The 17872-nt window shown below is 41.1% G+C and carries 16 protein-coding genes; 5 read left to right on the top strand and 11 right to left on the bottom strand.

Annotation, left to right across the window (positions count from 1 at the left end):
• The first annotated feature begins 1043 nt into the window (after positions 1–1043).
• Together HG267_RS16445 and HG267_RS16440 are read left to right on the top strand one after the other, a co-directional pair.
• Positions 1044–1739: a calcium-binding protein gene (locus HG267_RS16445; protein ID WP_052335280.1), complete on the top strand. Its 696-nt coding sequence runs from the start codon at positions 1044–1046 to the stop codon at positions 1737–1739.
• A gap of 162 nt (positions 1740–1901) precedes the next feature.
• Positions 1902–2459, top strand: a complete 558-nt coding sequence (locus tag HG267_RS16440) for an acyltransferase family protein (protein WP_045871866.1) — start codon at positions 1902–1904, stop codon at positions 2457–2459.
• A gap of 117 nt (positions 2460–2576) precedes the next feature.
• On the opposite strand, the gene HG267_RS16435 is transcribed toward HG267_RS16440, so the two are convergent.
• Both HG267_RS16435 and mnmE read right to left on the bottom strand, forming a co-directional pair.
• The gene (locus HG267_RS16435; RefSeq protein ID WP_045871867.1) at positions 2577–3347 is read right to left on the bottom strand and encodes an SDR family NAD(P)-dependent oxidoreductase; all 771 of its coding nucleotides are present in this window, start codon (positions 3345–3347) and stop codon (positions 2577–2579) included.
• 21 nt (positions 3348–3368) lie between these two features.
• Positions 3369–4760, bottom strand: coding sequence for a tRNA uridine-5-carboxymethylaminomethyl(34) synthesis GTPase MnmE (gene mnmE / locus HG267_RS16430; protein ID WP_045871868.1), 1392 nt, complete (start codon positions 4758–4760; stop codon positions 3369–3371).
• A 256-nt stretch (positions 4761–5016) separates the two neighbouring features.
• Between mnmE and HG267_RS16425 the strand changes: the two genes are divergently transcribed.
• A complete protein-coding gene (locus HG267_RS16425; protein WP_045871869.1) occupies positions 5017–5217 on the top strand; it encodes a hypothetical protein in 201 nt (66 codons plus the stop codon).
• A 111-nt stretch (positions 5218–5328) separates the two neighbouring features.
• On the opposite strand, the gene HG267_RS16420 is transcribed toward HG267_RS16425, so the two are convergent.
• The 9 genes from HG267_RS16420 to HG267_RS16380 all read right to left on the bottom strand — a co-directional run bounded on the left by HG267_RS16420 (position 5329) and on the right by HG267_RS16380 (position 13812).
• Positions 5329–6021 (bottom strand): Uma2 family endonuclease, encoded by a 693-nt coding sequence (locus HG267_RS16420; RefSeq protein ID WP_045871870.1) that lies wholly within the window; start codon positions 6019–6021, stop codon positions 5329–5331.
• 55 nt (positions 6022–6076) lie between these two features.
• On the bottom strand, positions 6077–7705 hold the full coding sequence (locus tag HG267_RS16415; RefSeq protein ID WP_045871871.1) for a mucoidy inhibitor MuiA family protein: 1629 nt from the start codon (positions 7703–7705) through the stop codon (positions 6077–6079).
• 164 nt (positions 7706–7869) lie between these two features.
• Positions 7870–8829: a LysR family transcriptional regulator gene (locus tag HG267_RS16410; RefSeq protein ID WP_045871872.1), complete on the bottom strand. Its 960-nt coding sequence runs from the start codon at positions 8827–8829 to the stop codon at positions 7870–7872.
• 284 nt (positions 8830–9113) lie between these two features.
• On the bottom strand, positions 9114–9896 hold the full coding sequence (locus HG267_RS16405; RefSeq protein WP_045871873.1) for a BMC domain-containing protein: 783 nt from the start codon (positions 9894–9896) through the stop codon (positions 9114–9116).
• A gap of 130 nt (positions 9897–10026) precedes the next feature.
• The gene (locus HG267_RS16400) at positions 10027–10830 is read right to left on the bottom strand and encodes a transferase (RefSeq protein WP_045871874.1); all 804 of its coding nucleotides are present in this window, start codon (positions 10828–10830) and stop codon (positions 10027–10029) included.
• A gap of 124 nt (positions 10831–10954) precedes the next feature.
• Positions 10955–12613, bottom strand: a complete 1659-nt coding sequence (locus tag HG267_RS16395; RefSeq protein ID WP_045871875.1) for a ribulose bisphosphate carboxylase small subunit — start codon at positions 12611–12613, stop codon at positions 10955–10957.
• Between the two features lie 147 nt (positions 12614–12760).
• A complete protein-coding gene (locus HG267_RS16390; RefSeq protein ID WP_045871876.1) occupies positions 12761–13063 on the bottom strand; it encodes a EutN/CcmL family microcompartment protein in 303 nt (100 codons plus the stop codon).
• Between the two features lie 6 nt (positions 13064–13069).
• Positions 13070–13414: a carbon dioxide-concentrating mechanism protein CcmK gene (locus HG267_RS16385; protein WP_010995041.1), complete on the bottom strand. Its 345-nt coding sequence runs from the start codon at positions 13412–13414 to the stop codon at positions 13070–13072.
• 89 nt (positions 13415–13503) lie between these two features.
• Positions 13504–13812, bottom strand: a complete 309-nt coding sequence (locus tag HG267_RS16380) for a carbon dioxide-concentrating mechanism protein CcmK (RefSeq protein WP_009457333.1) — start codon at positions 13810–13812, stop codon at positions 13504–13506.
• 591 nt (positions 13813–14403) lie between these two features.
• Here HG267_RS16380 and HG267_RS16375 point away from each other — a divergent pair.
• Entirely contained in the window at positions 14404–16260 is a 1857-nt protein-coding gene (locus tag HG267_RS16375; protein WP_045871877.1) for an NAD(P)H-quinone oxidoreductase subunit F, read from the top strand.
• 102 nt (positions 16261–16362) lie between these two features.
• Positions 16363–17862 carry an NADH-quinone oxidoreductase subunit M gene (locus HG267_RS16370; RefSeq protein WP_045871878.1) on the top strand — a complete coding sequence of 500 codons (1500 nt, stop codon included), beginning with the start codon at positions 16363–16365 and terminating at the stop codon, positions 17860–17862.
• Positions 17863–17872 lie beyond the last annotated feature (10 nt).

Below are 17872 nucleotides of genomic sequence, written 5' to 3'. Positions count from 1 at the left end.
TATATAAATCAAGCTGAAACTTGCTGAAATATTGGGGCTTATAGATTCATATGAACTTGGAGTAGGAAGGAGTAAGCTCTCTCCTACCTATCCCATAAAATCATAAATATTGTGTAAGTGAGCTATCTTTGCTATTGAAAGTGCTTAATTAGTAAGTAAACATTATAAAATTTATCTCACTTCTCTGTAATAATGCGCTGAATCAGCCTGCGAGGTGTCCCCATAATCGGGTTTCTTGACTTGTATCGATTGCTTATAGGTTTTTCAATTAAGGACAAATAAAACGCAAAATAGGGGCATTGTTATTAGTATATAATAAACCTTTTGATTATATTTTTATATATATAAATTATCTCTAAAAATAGATTTTAATTACACAATTAAATATATGACATCTAAGCATAAATTTGTAGAGTTATTCGTATATTTTTTAGTTTATTCAAAAGTAACCTTTTTAATATTTCAATTTTATAAAGATTGTATAAATTTAGCCTTTTCTCAATCAGAAACTAAATTTATACAAGTATAATAAGTAATAACATGCAAGATAATGGTCATAAAAATACTTGATTTTTACGACCTTTGTTTTGTAAGGAAAATAGAAGCAAAGTGTTTTCTAGGATAACCGTTAGGCTCTAATTTTGGAGTCTCTAGGCTATTGATATAGCTTCCATTTGTTCAGTTATGATGAATACCCTAGCACTAAGAACAAATATTGATAATCTCTTAATTATTGATTTTTGTTCATTTGCTAATTAAGATTTTTATCTTAACTTCACAATAAGTCTTTGAAATATACATCTGTAAAAGTTTGAGATTGCATAGTTAATTTCATTATTTAAATACTAATGAAATGATGATAAATCAAACTTTTATAGAGTGATATATATGATGCGCGAACGCATTCTTGAAAAAGATGTAGTGAACGCTTAAGGCTTCTATCTGCATTAGAAGTAAAAGTCTTAAATAATGGGTTGAGTTCATCAGGGTGCATTTATTAATTTGATTTCCGAAAACTTTAATTGAAGGAGCAAAGCTCTACTATGACTATTAGCTTGACTAACTTAACTCCTGGTGCTGATACCTACAATGGTACTGATGGCGCTGACTATATCAACGGTAGAGGTGGTAATGACACTCTAAACGGCTTCGGTGGTGATGACTACCTCGGTGGTTCACTGGGAGACGATGTCATCAGAGGAGGTAGAGGCAACGATATTATTGTAGGTGATGAGGGAAATGACTTTCTAGCTGGCGGAAACGGTAACGATACACTGTACGGCGGCATAGGCAATGATCTCCTTACTGGCGGTAATGACGATGATAGGCTTCATGGGGGTGCTGGAAACGATTATCTCCAAGGCGAAGCGGGAAACGACTTGCTTGTAGGTGATGCTGGAAATGACTTTCTCTGGGGTGGCTTAGGCAATGACACTTTAATAGGTGGTACTGGTAATGATGTGTTTAACTTCAGAAATACAACTGAAGGCAGGGATATTATCAGCGACTTTGTCATTGGCGAAGACAAACTAAACCTATCTGGTATATGGCAACAATTGGGTGTTAGTAACTATTCACAAGCAATTGCTGGTGGTTTCCTGGGTATAGTACAACAAGGTGCAAATACAGTCATCCAAATTGATATCGACGGTAGTTCTAGTTCAAGTAGCTTTAATGATTTGGCAATTTTGAACAATGTGACTGCTACAAACATTCAAGCTAGTAGTTTCACAGTTTAAGACTAAGAACACTGCTCTAATCCTTTTCTATGAAGGTGATTGATACCTGAAGTGTTGTTGTCTGTTGATTGATGTTGCTATCGCAACATCAATCAACAGCTTTTATTGTCTGAAAATTTACAAGTTTACTTTTTGGAAAACAGAATCAGAATACTAAAATCAATGAGAAAAACTTTAATTAACAAATTCTTATCAGATAAAAGCTCATCTCAGCAGAAAGCAAATAGGCTATTCTCACTTGACTTACTCAAAGCCATGAGTATTATAGCTGTAGTATCCTTTCACTCAATTCTTGTACCAAGGACAACTTATGCAGATAATGGATTAGCAATTGATATACTTTTTTCACCTTTAAGGTTTTGCGTTCCAGTCTTTCTGACAATCTCTTTTTTACTAATGGAAAAAAGATTGGTTAAACAGACAAGTTCTACTTGGGATGCAATTTATAAACGCTTGAATAGGCTTTTAATTCCAACTTTATTTTGGTTTACGATCGCAGGATCTTTTAAAATAATAAATCATAACCCCTTACTAGAGGTAATTGCAACTATATTTAATCAAATTATTGGTTCAATATGTCTACATTTATTTGCAGAATCTAGTTTTAACTTTTTAGAGATTATGAGTATAAAATTAGTATCTTGTTTATTATTGTTATCTATTTCTTTAGGTTTCTCTATATTGTTAGACAAAATAGGATTGAAAGCAGTAGTTCGTTGAAAATTTATTTAAATTAATGATTATATTCGTGATAATTTGTTATTCTAAACAAATTTTTTGTAATTGAATCAGAAATTAATAATTTTATTGATTATTTTGGAATACTCTCTAGAGTAATTACCAAGGCAATCTGCTACCATCCCAAGAGAAAAATTGCCCACTATCGCCTTCCTGAAGTTGTTCAATAACATTCATTAATTGACTAACAGTACGTTCTACTGAAAATAATTTTTCTGGTGGTACATTACGTTGAAAAGGAAGTGATAGACGTGTATCTGTTGTCCCTGGATGTAATGTCACTACTAAAGTTTGGGGACTACTTCTACCATACTCAATTGCGACTGTACGCATAAACATATTCAGCGCAGCTTTAGAAGCGCGATAACCATACCATCCACCTAGTTGATTATCGCCAATACTACCAACTTTTGCAGAAATGCTAGCAAATACGCTGCGTTCTTTATGTTTAAATAGAGGCAATAAATGTTTGGCTAACAATACAGAGCCTATACTGTTAATTTGAAAGTAGCGCAGTAAATTATCTGGGTTAATTTGTCTTAAACTTTTTTCAGGTTGCAAAGTATCTTCATGAAGTAATCCTACACAATTAACTACCAAGTGGAGCTTGTTAACTTGGTTACGGATTGTTTGCGCTGCTTCTGCGATTTGCGATTCTTCAGTAATATCTACAGGTAAACAAATTAATTGTTCGGAATTCTCGTGTGACAGCCTAATCAAATCTGAAGATGATTCTAATTGACGATAGGTTGCATAAATTTTACTAATTCTTGTATCTAGCAATAGTTTTTTCACAAAACCGAAACCAATGCCTTGATTAGCTCCCACAATCAAAGCATTTACCTGATTAATTTCATCAATAAAGGACATAACTTAAATTTAGATATATACTTATTTGCCAATACAAAACTTACTAAAAATCCTGTCAAGTACAGATTCAGTCACTTCCTCACCAGTAATTTCTCCTAATGCATGAATAGCATCGCGCAAGTCAATTGTCCAAAAATCAAGGGGTAGTTTTTGAGTGATTGTGGCTTGCATTTGCTCGAGAGAAATTTTAGCTTTTGTTAAGGATGCGGCTTGTCTTTGGTTAATCGCTAAATCCATATCAGCAGCTTGGACTTTTCCGGCTTTGACTATTTCTAAAATCGCCGTTTCTAAATCTTCAATGCCTTTATTTTGTGCTGCAGCTGTGAAAATTTGAGATTTTATATTTGGGATTTGGGATTGGAGATGATTTCCTATATCTGCTACTAAATCTATTTTGTTAATCACCAGAATTAAGGGACGATGTTGCACCTGTTCGTAAATTTCTGCATCGCCTGTTGTCCAACCTGTAGATGCATCAATAGTTAATAGTACTAAATCAGCGGCACTGGCAGCACGGCGCGATCGCTCTACGCCAATTTTTTCTACTTGGTCTTCTGTTTCCCGAATTCCTGCCGTATCTAGCACTTGCACGGGAATCCCACCCACGACTAGCTGAGATTCCACAACATCGCGGGTGGTTCCTGGTAAGTCGGTGACAATCGCGCGATCGCTCCGGCTCCAAGCATTGAGCAAGCTGGATTTTCCCACATTCGGCCGCCCAACAATTGCTACTTTTAAACCTGTGCGGAGCAGTTCGCCTTTGTCTTTGGTTGCCAATAATTGAGAAATTTCGGCGGCGATGCCATCAATTGCTGATATGATCACTTTATCATCCAGCGGAGGTAAGTCTTCCTCGAAATCAATCCGCGCTTCAATTTCTGCCAAAATATCCAAACAGTTAGCGCGTAACTGGCGGATGGGATGAGCTAATTTACCTTGCAAACCAGCTAAAGCAGTTTGAGCAGCTTGGGGCGATCGCGCTCCTACTAAATCGGCAATACCTTCAGCTTGGGTTAAATCCAAGCGCCCATTTAAAAAAGCGCGTAGGGTAAATTCTCCCGGCTGTGCTAGCCTTGCGCCATTTTCCAAACACAGTTGCAATACTTGCTGCACTGCCATAATTCCACCGTGGCAATGAAATTCCACCACATCTTCCCTGGTGTAAGAACGGGGTGCTTGCATAATCAATAGCAAAGCTTCATCCACCAATTTTTTGCTCTGGGGATGGCGAATATAACCATAAAGAATGCGGTGACTTTCCCAAACTTGACGACCAGGAGCATGAAAAAGAATTTGGGCGATCGCGATCGCTTGAGAACCAGACACCCGCACAATGCCAACGCTACCCTGCTGCGGAACAACAGCAGTTGCGATCGCGGCAATGGTTCCAGTTGTGGCAAATACTTCCGACATGAGCGCCCTTTTTCACAAATATATATTATGAGACTAGCAGGTACATTTGCATAAGATGGGGAAAGGAGAAAAGGTGAAAGCGTAGAATTTACAGTTTGTTGTCAGGTTTGCCTCGTCTCTTACTAAGGGCAGAAGTTACGGGATCGAGGAATTATATACTAAATAATGGTAAGTATTTAAACCAATCAGGGAGCAACAAGCAAGGTAAGATTTATCTGAAGAGTAGAAAAAAGCTCTTACTAGAGAGGGATTCACTGTGGAGCAAAAAATTAATTGCGCGGAAGCCTGCGTTAATGGTTGTGTTTTAGGGGATAAATGCCCCAATATTGAATTTAGAGAAGCTGCGGCACAATTTATTGAGGAGACTTCTTTAGATCAAATGCTGGCGCTTGCGGAAGAACGACTGCGGCGAAAATTCATGGAACCGCCAAAATGGGTACTTCCAGACGAAGAATAGCATTTTTGTGAGCAGATAACAGAATAACAGGGGGAGATTCTTTACTTTTCACATCTTTGCTACTCAGCGATCAGCTTCAGGAACACCAAAACGCTCAGGAAAAAACTAACATCACCTAATAGTATCTGGATCGATACCTAATTCTCGCAGTTTTGCTGCCAAGCGATCGCTTCTTTGCTTTTCTTGTTCAGCTCTTTGTTTTTCTTGTTCTACAAGTTCTTCTGGTGTTGTAACTAGTTGTCCATCAGCAGTGAAAAAGCGTAACTTTTCTTGTTCAACTCCTAAATATAGCTCTAGCTGCTGACTCCACAACCAACCTTGAGCATTCGCTTCTATTGCTTGATATTTACCAGCTACTAAGACAAACCCAGCAAAGTCTAAATTCTGCGGATCAAACCAGAAATATTCGGGTGTGCGAAAAGTATCTTGATAAATCTGTTTCTTCAAGCCTTTGTCTGTTAAAGCTGTAGAATCTGATAACAGTTCGATAATTACATTGGGATACTTGCCATCTTCTTGCCAAAGTACCCAACTTTTACGGGGTTTGCGTTCAGTTCCTCGCACCACAAAAAAATCTGGGCCGCGAAAATCTTCTGATTTGCGCTGACGTGGACTGTAGTAAATTGTAATATTGCCGGATACATAGAAGTCATTGCGATCGCGCCACAATAACTCTAGACATTGGATCAGCAATGTCATTTGTAGACGATGTAAGTCAGATTCCAAAGGCGGTTCGTTACTGTATAAATCTCCTGGAGGAAATATTACATTATCTGGGGTAGCTAAATCTTGGGCAACAGACATGGCAATCACTGTCTCAGTGCTAATAAGTTTAGCGTAGCAGGGCAAATATCAAATTCTAAATATCTAAACCAACAACTGTTAATTCCGGTGGATACTCAACTGTAAATTGATAAGTTACCTCTCGTCTTTCTTGCGGTAGCAGAGTTAAATCCCATTCCAAAATCCCCATCTCTCCCAGTTGAATTTGCGGATGGCTGTGGGTGAGGCGGACTTTAATTTTTTCGTTGCGGCTAATTGGTAATTGTTCAGTAAGTATCAGATGAGTTTCTTCTTCCAGCAAGTTAGTAACTATCAGCCGATAACCATAAGTAATCCGGCGCTGGTTACTCATCAATTTTTTATCAACTATTCGCTCAAATAAGTCACGCTCAATTTTTAAGCCTTCATCAATTCCTAAATTAATTTTGAATTCTTGTCCTGGCGCAATATTATCTAGTTTTGTTGTTCCCACAAACATATTGTCGCGGAAAATATTGGCTTTGCCTGGTAATAAAGTTGCGTTGTTAGCACTATTTTTGACTATGGCTTGGAGATAAGCAAAGCTCACTAACCTCGGCATGGCAACATAATGGCAACTACTCAAATAATCATCTTGAAAAATTGTAGTTTTATGGGGTGAGCCATCATTAGGAATATTACCACCAGCACTGAGTTTAAAGGTGACTACACTTCCTGTTGTCGAGACTTCCGCATCAACAGTTTCAGCTTCTATAGATTTGTCTTGTACAACCTCATCTGCTTCTTCATCCATTTCCCGCGCCATACCAGCTGACTCTGATTGAGCCGCCATCATTGGCATTTGGGTGACTTTGCGCCGCATAAAATCTGTTGTATAGCTGGGAGTATTTATATACCAAGGTTGCAGTTTGGGGGGAATAGTACCTAAGCCCGGTTTAGCAGTAGAGAGGGTTAGAGCTACGCCCAGCCACTCTTCCCCTGTGCTTTGGGTAACTTCAGCTAAGTAAGTGAGATTCACAACATTGCTGGTACTGCTAAAACGCAAATCATAAAGCGGAGTCCAACTAGCGCGATGAACTACGTAAGATAGCTCTAACTCAAAGTCTCCCGCACCAGCAACTTCCACAGGCACAATTATGCTCAAGCTTTCTTTGGGGTGTGGCGTTTGGATTTTTTGTAATGAAGCGCGCAGTACTTGCAACTGCTTGTCTAATTCTTCCTGTTGAGTTTTGCACTCCCCAGAGGCGATCGCATATTCGCTATACTGGCTGCCAATAAAGTTGAGAAAATCTAGAGTTTCGCTGAGACTGAGGTTTTTCCGTGACAAACTCTGAGAGAAGGGTTCTTCTGTCTTTTCCCGTAAGCCGGCAATAAAACTAGATTGCAATGCTAAAGCGTCGATTTGAGCTTGTAGGTGGCGTTTTTCTGCCTCCAACTGCTCAATCTGTCTGGTTAATTGCGCCACCCGTTCGGTAATCGGTTCTGTAGTGTAAATGCGATCGCAACTCACTCCTAACAAGCGTACCCCTACCGTCCCTTTACCACCAACCCTCACAGAATCAGTTTCTAGCGTTACCGGCAGTGAGGTAACGACTAATTCCTGTTCTTCTCCTGTTAGAGAAACCATCCCCCGTCTTGTAACTAGGGCTTGATCGCTGTAAACTGTCACAGCTACAATCTGGCTTGCTACTATCTTGCGTAAAGAAGGCATTTCTGGGTTAACCACTGCCAGTTTTCCCCCATTTTGAATGATTCTGCTGCTTAATTGTTAATGGTTAAAGGTTCCACCGTCAAGTCATTAACAAATTGGGTGTTTGGTGTTTGGTATTTGTCCCAATTACCCATTACCCATTACCCATTCCCCAGTCCCCAGTCCCCAATCCCCAATCCCTAATTCTTCACCTCTTCCTCATCCTGAAGTTGCTCAAAGGTACCCCAAGAAAAAGAGGTATTTTGCTCGATAAAATTCTTAGCAGCATTGATCAGGTAATCATAATAGGTGCGAGCCACAATCGATAGCTGTTTCCCAGAAGGGTAAACTATGTACCAAGTGCGCTTAATCGGAAAGTGCTGTACATCCAAAATACTGAACTCTGAAGAGTCAGAAGTTAGGGTATGACGGGATAATACAGAAATTCCTAAGCCACCTGCGATCGCTTGTTTAATCGCTTCATTGCTGCCCAATTCTAATTTCACTTTCACTGTTAATTCATGCTGATCAAACAGGCTTTGGATAGCACGACGAGTTCCTGAACCTGGTTCTCGCATAATAAAAGCTTCTTGCGCTAGGCGTTCGATGGGAATATTTTTCTCTTTTGCCAGTGGATGATTAACTGGAGCAAAAACCACCAAGGGATTATCTAAAAATGGTTGGCAATTCACATCAATATTTTCTGGCACTTGGCTCATAATATACAAGTCATCCAGATTATTAATCATTCGCTCCAAAATCCGCTCATGGTTTGTTACTTGCAGCGAGATATCTATGCCCGGATAAAGTTGGCAAAAAGGCCCCAACAAACGCGGTATAAAATATTTTGCAGTTGTAATTACTGCTAATTTTAATTGACCTTGTTTTAGCCCTTTTAAGTCTGCTACTTTCATTTCAAATTGGGCTATGGTTTCAAAAATCTGCCGACAAGTAGCAAACAATTCTCGTCCTGCTTCGGTTAAATATAGGCGCTTACCAACCTGCTCAAATAAAGGCAATCCGACCGATTTTGTTAACTGCTTGATTTGCATGGAAACGGTAGGCTGGGTGAGGAACAATTCCTCAGCAGCACGAGTAAAACTACCGTGTCGTGCTGCCGCCTCGAACACCTTCAACTGGTGTAGCGTCGCTTGGTTCAAGGGTGATTCTCCTCTAAGAGCGATACAGAGATATTAATCTAGTATCACTGAACACTTGCATTAGCGATAGCATTGGTCACACAAAAATTCTGATTCATAAGTATAGACAATACTCTATGAATTCTATTACGAGATAGATCTTTTCCTATTATAGTGAAACAGTTATTATCAAAACAACAAAGCAAAGCGTAAGATGCCTTCCAGCTCTAGATGAATGCTGAATACTGAATCCTGAATGTGGATCTCCTACAATCCATAATTCCTAATTCATCATTCACCATTCATCATTCTTCTAATTCTTCTAAAACTTTGATAGGTAACTGAGCCAAATCTGGCAACTGCAGGCGTTCAATTTCGGCAACTTGCTCTTTAATATTAATGGGTAAGTTGATTGGTTGACGTTCTTCTATCCAGCAACTTGCTAATGGTAATGTCTGCTCTAATTCATCTAAAGGACGAGGAATTACCATAACTGCATTCAATTCCCCGATGCGTTCTGCCTCATACATTCCTGCTTCTACTGCTACTGCAACATTGGCTACGGAACCGCGAATAATGGCTGTACACAAACCTGCACCAATTTTTTCATAGGCTGCCAATTGTACATCAGCTGATTTCAGCATGGCATCGCAAGCTCCTACCATCGCTGGAAATCCTCGTGTTTCCACCAAACCCACTGCTTGGTTACTCAAACGACTGTAATTTCCATCCTCCATAATTTTACTGAGCTTGGAGGTAATGGGTAGCACTATCTCTAAATTTGGGTAAGGACGGGGAATAACTAAGCTAGAAACTAATTGACCAAACTGTTCCGCAGTTTGGATACCAGCTTCTACAGCCAATCGGACATCAGCAATCCCACCTCGGACAATTGCTGTACAATGACCACCACCAATTTTTTCATAGCCAACTAAATGAACCCCTGCTGATTTCAGCATCATATCGGCTGTTCCCACGATCGCGGGAAAACTCAGCGTAGATACCATACCCAAAGCAGTATCCTTGAGGCTATCTCGACGGCGGGTGTCTTTAATAGTGCTAAGAGCTTTTTGATTAGATGTTTCCATGTGAAGTCTCCGGATACTCACAGAAAGGATAAAGGCTAAAGGCTAAAGGATGAAAATATATAATCATTTAACTCCTGAATTACCAGGAATTTCATCCTTCATACTTCAGATGACATCTTACAATTAACACTTATTCACTCTGCTCGTCCGAGATGGGTTCATTTAGAGATTGCCGATGGGGAAATAGTGTAACTAACAGTCTTTGAATACTCCCTGTACCATAAATCTGAGTGCCAAAAGTATTGGGGGATTCGGTAGCAGGTGGAGTTGATTGTGACTCTTGGCTGCTTTCTTGTGAGGCTTGTGCGGCTGCTTCTAGTTCAGGACTACCCAATGAGGGGTTTTCTTCTAGAACAGGAGATTCATTTGACAAATTATTAGCAGGCTGAGTTTCAGAACTGGATTGGTGTTGTAACTCCAGGTAAAATCCGCCGGAGAAAGTAGTAGAGGAGGTAGTTGTTTCCCCATTGCTACTTTGTTCCTTGTTCCTTCGCCTCCCAATCAAAGTTTTTTGTTCTCTCAACCCCTGCGTATTTGTAGAAGCATTACTTGCTGATGGTTCCGGTGTGATACCACCAATATGCCGACTACTATCTCCCAAAATTGAACCAGGCGGAACCACTTGTCCTGGTGCAACTGAACAGTTAAACACTGTAGTTGCGGAACCAATACAAGCATTTGTTCCGATTTTACCTTGACCAACCATGAGAAAACCGGCTCCCAAGTTTGCTCCTGCTTCTACTTCTAGGGTTCCTTCATCAATTTGCAGAATCGACCCCATGCCAATACAGACTCCTGGGCCTATGATGATTTTGCCGTTAACAGCCGCTTGTAGTATTACCCCTGGTGCAATTACTGCACTGGGATGAATAGTCACCTCGCCACTAATGTAAGAGTCAAAGTTGTTGCTGAGGCGCAGTGGCGGCACAGACATGGAAATTCTAACCTCGGAAGCCGGAAAATTAGGAAATGCGGAAGATAATGAGTTTAAAGGATGTAGTCTCCTAAAAAGTGGCTGACCACAAGCTACTTCATCCTTTATACTTTATCCTTCCTAGCTATGGGCGTTGGATAATGGTCTCCAGTACCCGACGCTTGGCTTTGGGGTCAATACCAATTAGGCGCACATATTCTCCTGCGTATTCAGCGAGGGCTGCTTCTATAGCTGCGATCGCATCTCTTTCAGAATTGGCTTGAATGGGGCCTGTGCTTGTCCAGGAACCGGTGCGGAAGCGTCTTTGGTCTACATGTTCAACGCTAATTTTATACCCAGCACCTAGTAATTGCCGTAGTTGATCGATGACTTCTCCACTCAAACGGGTGCTAGTTGCGGTGGCTGTAGCTGTAGCTGTGGCTGTAGGCGCACTGCTGGTAAAAGATTTTGTGCTGCTAGATGGATTAACCTGACCGTTGGGACGTTGGATAATGCTTTCTAATACCCGACGTTTAGCTTTGGGGTCAATACCAATTAACCGGACATACTCACCTTGATGGTTGCTGATACAATCTTCTAGAGCCGCAATCACTTCATTGGTAGAGGTAGAGTTAATAGGACTACAGCTTTGCCAAGAACCAGTCCGGAAGCGGCGCTCATCCACATGTTCTGTACCAATTTTGTAACCACCTGCTAACAGCTGACGGATTTGTTCTACTGTTTCTGTGTTTAGTCCGCCACCAGAACCGTTACCATTACCATTAGAGCTATAGCTGCCATTAGAAGCAGCCTTGGGAGCCTTAAATGCAGCAGCAGGCGCACCAACTGTGCCATCTGGACGTTGGATAATTGTTTCGAGAACGCGTCTTCTGCCGTTGTCGATGCCAAACAAGCGCACATACTCACCAGCATGATCTGCCAAACAAGCTTCTAATGCTGAGATGGCTTCACCAATGGATCTAGCATTGATAGGCTGACAGCTAGTCCAAGAACCCGTACGGAAACGTCTTTGGTCTACATGTTCTGTACCGATTTTGTATCCTTGCTGTAACAAATAGCGTACTTGCTCTATTGTTTCTGCACTTAAACTACCGCTTGCCACTTCACTACTCCTTTCTAGCTCTAAAACAGTAATGCCATTACCTGTAGAAGATTTTTTTATTTGATCCCGAATGGGTGTAATACATTTACTATCTGCAACGCACAAATATCCAGCTCGCAGTGCCTGATTAATTCCCACTACATGATGGGTGAATTCCTGATCCTGCGATTGGACATCTGGTAAACGGTCAGCTTGTTGCTGAGTAGTAATGATTGCTCCCGAAGGTACATATTTACCAGGGGGAATTTCTACATCTTGAATTAAAGCGTGCATCATCACGATGCAACCTGCACCCACCCTGGCATTAAATACCGTAGAGCGAAAGCCTATAAAAGAATTATCACCAACATAAGCAGGCCCGTGAATCAGGGCCATATGGGTAATAGAAGCATTTTTACCAATCCATACCGAGTATTCTTCTTGGTCATCACCAATTACTCGGCCTTGCTCCAACCCATGAATTACTACACCATCTTGAATATTAGTATTTTCACCAATGAAAAAAGGTGTACCTTCATCCGCTCTAATCGAAGTCCCCGGAGCAACGATTACGTTGGCACCTATTCGCACGTCTCCAATCACCTTGGAAAAAGAATGTACAAATGTGCTTTCATGGATTGTTGGCTCAGCTAAGTTCCTCGACCACGGGGTTGGGGGTGCCACCGTGCTGCTGACTGCCATTGCGAGATTCCTCCTAAAATTGTCAATTGTCAATTGTCAGTTGTCAGTTGTCATTTGTCCTTTGTCTTTTGTCTTTTGCCATAATTTTTGTGTTATGACCAATGACTAATGAACAGTAACTAATGACTAATGACCAATGACTAATGACTAACGGTATTGGTCTTTTTTGCTGTAAATGAGACGATCTTCAACATGAATAGTATCAATTATCGCCACCACTGCTGCATCTAACGGACGATTTTCGTTTCCAGGAACTTGACGAGCTGCGCTACCACGACTGAAAAGTACCCATTCGTCTACTCCTGCACCTACGATATCTGCTGCTACTTCGTATTTTTGCAGGAGGTTGCCTTCTTCATCTACTAATTGCAACAACAGTAGTTTCACACCTCGAAGACTTGGTTCTTTTTGCGTGCTAACTACTGTGCCCCGGACTTTAGCAATTTGCATTACAAATTATGGTCTTCTGCCGAAAGGACGAATGGCGTTGACATTTTCCCGGAACTGCTCTACATCCTCTGTATAACGAATTGGCAGGACATACTCTAAGTTTTCGTGAGGACGAGCAATGATATGGGTAGACAGTACTTGTCCGCCGTTAACTCGCTTCACAGATTCTACGCCTGCGGCAACGGAGGCTTGAACTTCGGAAACATCTCCCCGAACGATAACTGTGACGCGACCGCTACCAATTTTTTCGTAGCCTACTAAGGTAACGCGAGCTGCTTTCACCATCGCATCTGCGGCTTCTACTACTGCGGGAAAGCCCAGCGTTTCTACCATTCCTACTGCAATCGACATTAGTTTTAATCCTTAATGACAGTTTTTCACTCTGGACAACAAAAGCACTCAAGAAGGCAACCCCGTTAATCTATTTTCTTAATGGGTTTTTAAGTGCGGAACTGTTCTACGGCTTCTGTATACCGAATCGGTAATACATATTCGAGGTTTTCATGGGGACGGGCAATGATGTGAGTGGATACTACTTCCCCACCATTTACTCTTCTGGCTGCTTCTACCCCAGCTGCAACTGAGGCTTGCACTTCCGATACGTCTCCCCGCACAATTACTGTGACTCGTGCGCTACCAATTTTTTCATATCCTACTAATGTTACACGGGCGGCCTTCACCATCGCATCAGCAGCTTCTACTACTGCGGGGAAGCCCTTGGTCTCAATCATTCCAACTGCAATTGGCATCGCAGAACTCCTACAAAATTAATCCAATCAGTACTGAGCTTTGAAATTTTTGACGGGGAAGCTCATCTTGAGCTAAGAAAACACTTCCAAAATAAGCATAGGAAAGCTTGGCGTTCCTGGCAATATAAATCACTATAATAGTTTATAATAAAATTGTTTAAGAAAACTTAACAAAAATTAATGCTGTCATTTGGTTAATGAAATTTTACGGATTGCTAGAGCGCTCAAGTAAGCTTTATAATTTTTTAATTACATTTGTCAAACTTCTATTAATAAAGTTTTTAATTTATTCTCAAGAGATTTGACAAAAGCCTATAACCTTTGCCAGCATTGCCTTTGGTAGATTTATCTATTGTCTCCAAGCAAGAGGCTAAAAGGCAGATAAGTTTTACTAATAATACATATAAATTGAAAATGTAAAAGTAAGAATTCCCATACTACAAGTCAACTGTAGTTTAGGAATTAAATATTTTTATTCTGTTATATTCACTTTTGCTATCGATCTAATGTCAAGCTAATTAGAGAAAATATATTTAATAAAACTGGTTTTAAAACAAGGCATTCCATACTGAGTCGTCAAAGGAAATTTAAATGGATCATTTTCTCTACATTACAAGTTGGTTTGTGCCTTTTTATGGTTTAATAGGTGCTATTTTGACCTTGCCCTGGGCCATGGGAATTATTCGGCGAACAGGGCCAAGACCAGCAGCATACTTCAACTTGTTGACGACCATTGCCGCATTTATCCATAGCCTGTTGATATTTCAAAACATCTGGGATAAAGAGCCAGAAACAGTGATAATTAACTGGTTCAAAGTCGCAGATTTAGATTTATCCTTTGCCTTAGACATTTCCCCCGTCAGTGTTGGGGCAACGGTGCTGATTACAGGGTTAAGTTTCTTAGCACAAACTTATGCCCTAGGCTATATGGAAAAAGACTGGGCATTGGCGCGGTTTTTTGGGCTGATCGGATTTTTTGAGGCGGCGCTGAGTGGTTTAGCCATTAGTGATTCTCTATTTCTCAGCTATGCCTTGTTAGAAGTGCTGACGCTTTCCACATATTTGCTAGTGGGATTTTGGTATGCACAACCCTTAGTGGTGACCGCAGCGCGGGACGCATTTTGGACAAAAAGGGTCGGAGACTTGTTACTGCTGATGGGGGTAGTGACCCTTTCTTGCCTAGCTGGTAGTTTGAACTTTTCTGATTTATCTGAATGGGCGCAAACAGCTAGCTTAGATCCAGTCACTTCTGCGTTATTAGGATTAGCTTTAATTGCTGGGCCATCTGGTAAATGCGCTCAATTCCCCCTACATCTGTGGTTAGATGAAGCAATGGAAGGGCCTAACCCTGCTTCTATACTGCGGAACTCATTGGTGGTAGCAGGTGGTGCTTATGTGCTATACAAAATGCAGCCTTTGTTGGCACTGTCCCCAGTGGCTTTGAATGCCTTGGTAATTATGGGTACGGTGACAGCAATTGGGGCGACGTTAGTGTCCTTAGCGCAAATTGATATTAAGCGAGCACTATCTCATTCCACTAGTGCATACATGGGCTTGGTATTTTTGGCAATGGGTTTACAGCAAGGGGGTGTAGCCTTGATGTTGCTGTTAACTCATGCGATCGCAAAAGCTCTATTATTCATGAGTTCGGGTTCGATTATCTCTACTACCCACACCCAAAACCTTACAGAAATGGGTGGTTTATGGTCACGGATGCCGGCTACAACCACTGCTTTTGTTGTTGGTTCGGCAGGGATGGTGACACTGCTACCACTAGGCAGTTTTTGGGCAATGCTGGCTTGGGCAGATGGCTTTGTGAATATTAGCCCTTGGGTGATTGGTGTATTAGTAATAGTTAATGGCTTAACAGCACTCAATTTAACCAGAGTATTTAGATATATTTTCTGGGGTACACCGCAACAAAAAACCCGCCGTGCGCCTGAAGTGGGTTGGCAAATGGCATTCCCGATGGTGACCTTGATCATCTTGACTCTGTTATTACCCGTAATGCTACAGCAATGGTACTTACTTCCTAGTTGGGAAAGTATTAACTGGTATGTAGTAGCGATATTACTTTCCTCAACCTTAGTAGGGGTAGCAATCGGCTCGGTAATGTATCTAGACAAAGCATGGTCAAGGTCAAGAATCCTAGCATGGAGATTTATCCAAGACTTGTTGGGTTACGACTTCTACATCGACCAAGTGTATAAAGTCACCGTAGTCAGCGCTGTAGCCATCCTATCGAAAATTTCCGCATGGAGCGATCGCTATTTGATTGATGGCTTAGTCAACTTAGTTGGTTTTGCCGCCATCCTCAGCGGGCAAGGTTTAAAGTACAGCATTTCTGGACAATCCCAAGGTTATATGCTAACAATCCTCTTCGTTGTCAGCGTCTTGGGATTTTTCATTAGCTGGTCATTAGGGCTACTAGATAAGTTGCCTTTTTAGTCATTTGTCATTGGTCATTTGTCAATAGGCAATTATCATTGATCGCCTCTGCTTGCTCTTCCTCTCTGCCCTCCTTCCTCATATCCTTAACTAGTTCTGTGTATGCTGAGTGCGTTGATTTTAGTACCATTAATTGGTGCTGTTGTAATTAGCTTATGGCCACCGGGGATAAATGGTAAAAACTCCCGAGGGATAGCCTTGGTAGTTGCCAGTATCGCCTTTGTATGGTCGATAATTTTAGCAATTCAATTTAATCCTGGGCAGGTTAGTCAACAATTTGTAGAATTCTTACCTTGGGTAGATGCCTTAGGTTTAAATTATAATCTTGGGGTAGATGGCTTATCTTTACCTTTGCTAGTTTTGAACGGCTTGTTGACTTGCGTTGCCATCTACAGCAGTGATGAATCTCTGCAACGTCCAAGATTGTATTACTCATTAATACTGCTGTTAAGTGCTGGGGTAACTGGTGCTTTTATTGCCCAGGACTTACTATTATTCTTCCTGTTTTACGAAGTTGAACTCATACCCCTATATCTGTTGATTGCAATTTGGGGTGGTGAAAAACGGGGTTATGCAGCTACAAAATTCCTCATTTATACTGCTCTTTCTGGGATTTTGATTTTAGCCAGCTTCTTAGGAATGGTTTGGTTGAGTGGTGCGCCTAACTTTGCTCTCGGTTCTTTGAATGCCACGACTCTACCATTAGCAACGCAACTTTTGTTACTAGCCGGAATTTTAGTTGGTTTTGGCATTAAGATTCCTCTAGTTCCCTTCCATACATGGTTGCCAGATGCTCACGTAGAAGCTTCCACACCCATTTCTGTGCTACTGGCTGGGGTACTGTTAAAACTAGGAACTTATGGCTTACTGCGCTTTGGCATGAACTTATTGCCAGAAGCTTGGACTTATTTGGCTCCCTGGTTAGCGAGTTGGGCTGTAGTCAGTGTACTTTATGGTGCATCTTGTGCGATCGCCCAAAAAGACATGAAAAAAATGGTGGCATATAGTTCTATTGGACACATGGGCTATATTCTGTTAGGGGCGGCATCTGCGACACAGTTAAGTATTTTAGGCACTGTGATGCAGATGATCAGCCACGGCTTGATTTCTGCACTCCTGTTTTTGCTGGTAGGGATTGTCTATAAAAAAGCTGGTAGCCGCAACCTAGATGTTATCCGGGGGCTACTAAATCCAGAACGAGGTATGCCCGTAATTGGTAGCTTAATGGTTTTAGGAGTCATGGCTAGTGCGGGAATTCCAGGAATGATCGGGTTTATTTCCGAATTTGTCATCTTCCGTGGTAGTTTCCCGGCTTTTCCCGTGCAAACCTTGTTATGTATGATTGGTACAGGTTTGACTGCCGTGTACTTCTTAATCCTGGTAAATAAAGCCTTTTTTGGACGTTTATCCGAGCAAGTTGTCAATCTACCAAGGGTATATTGGAGCGATCGCCTACCATCGATAGTATTAGCTGTAGTGATTGTAATTTTTGGTATCCAACCCTCTTGGTTAGCACGCTGGACTGAACCAACAATCACAGCGATGGTGAATACACAAAACACCGTAGTCACCGTGGCTTTGGATCATCAAAGCAAAAATTAAAATACCAGAT

It is taken from the genome of Tolypothrix sp. PCC 7601 (assembly GCF_025677855.1).
Taxonomy (GTDB): Bacteria; Cyanobacteriota; Cyanobacteriia; order Cyanobacteriales; family Nostocaceae; genus Aulosira; species Aulosira diplosiphon.
This window is presented reverse-complemented; position numbering and strand designations above follow the sequence as displayed.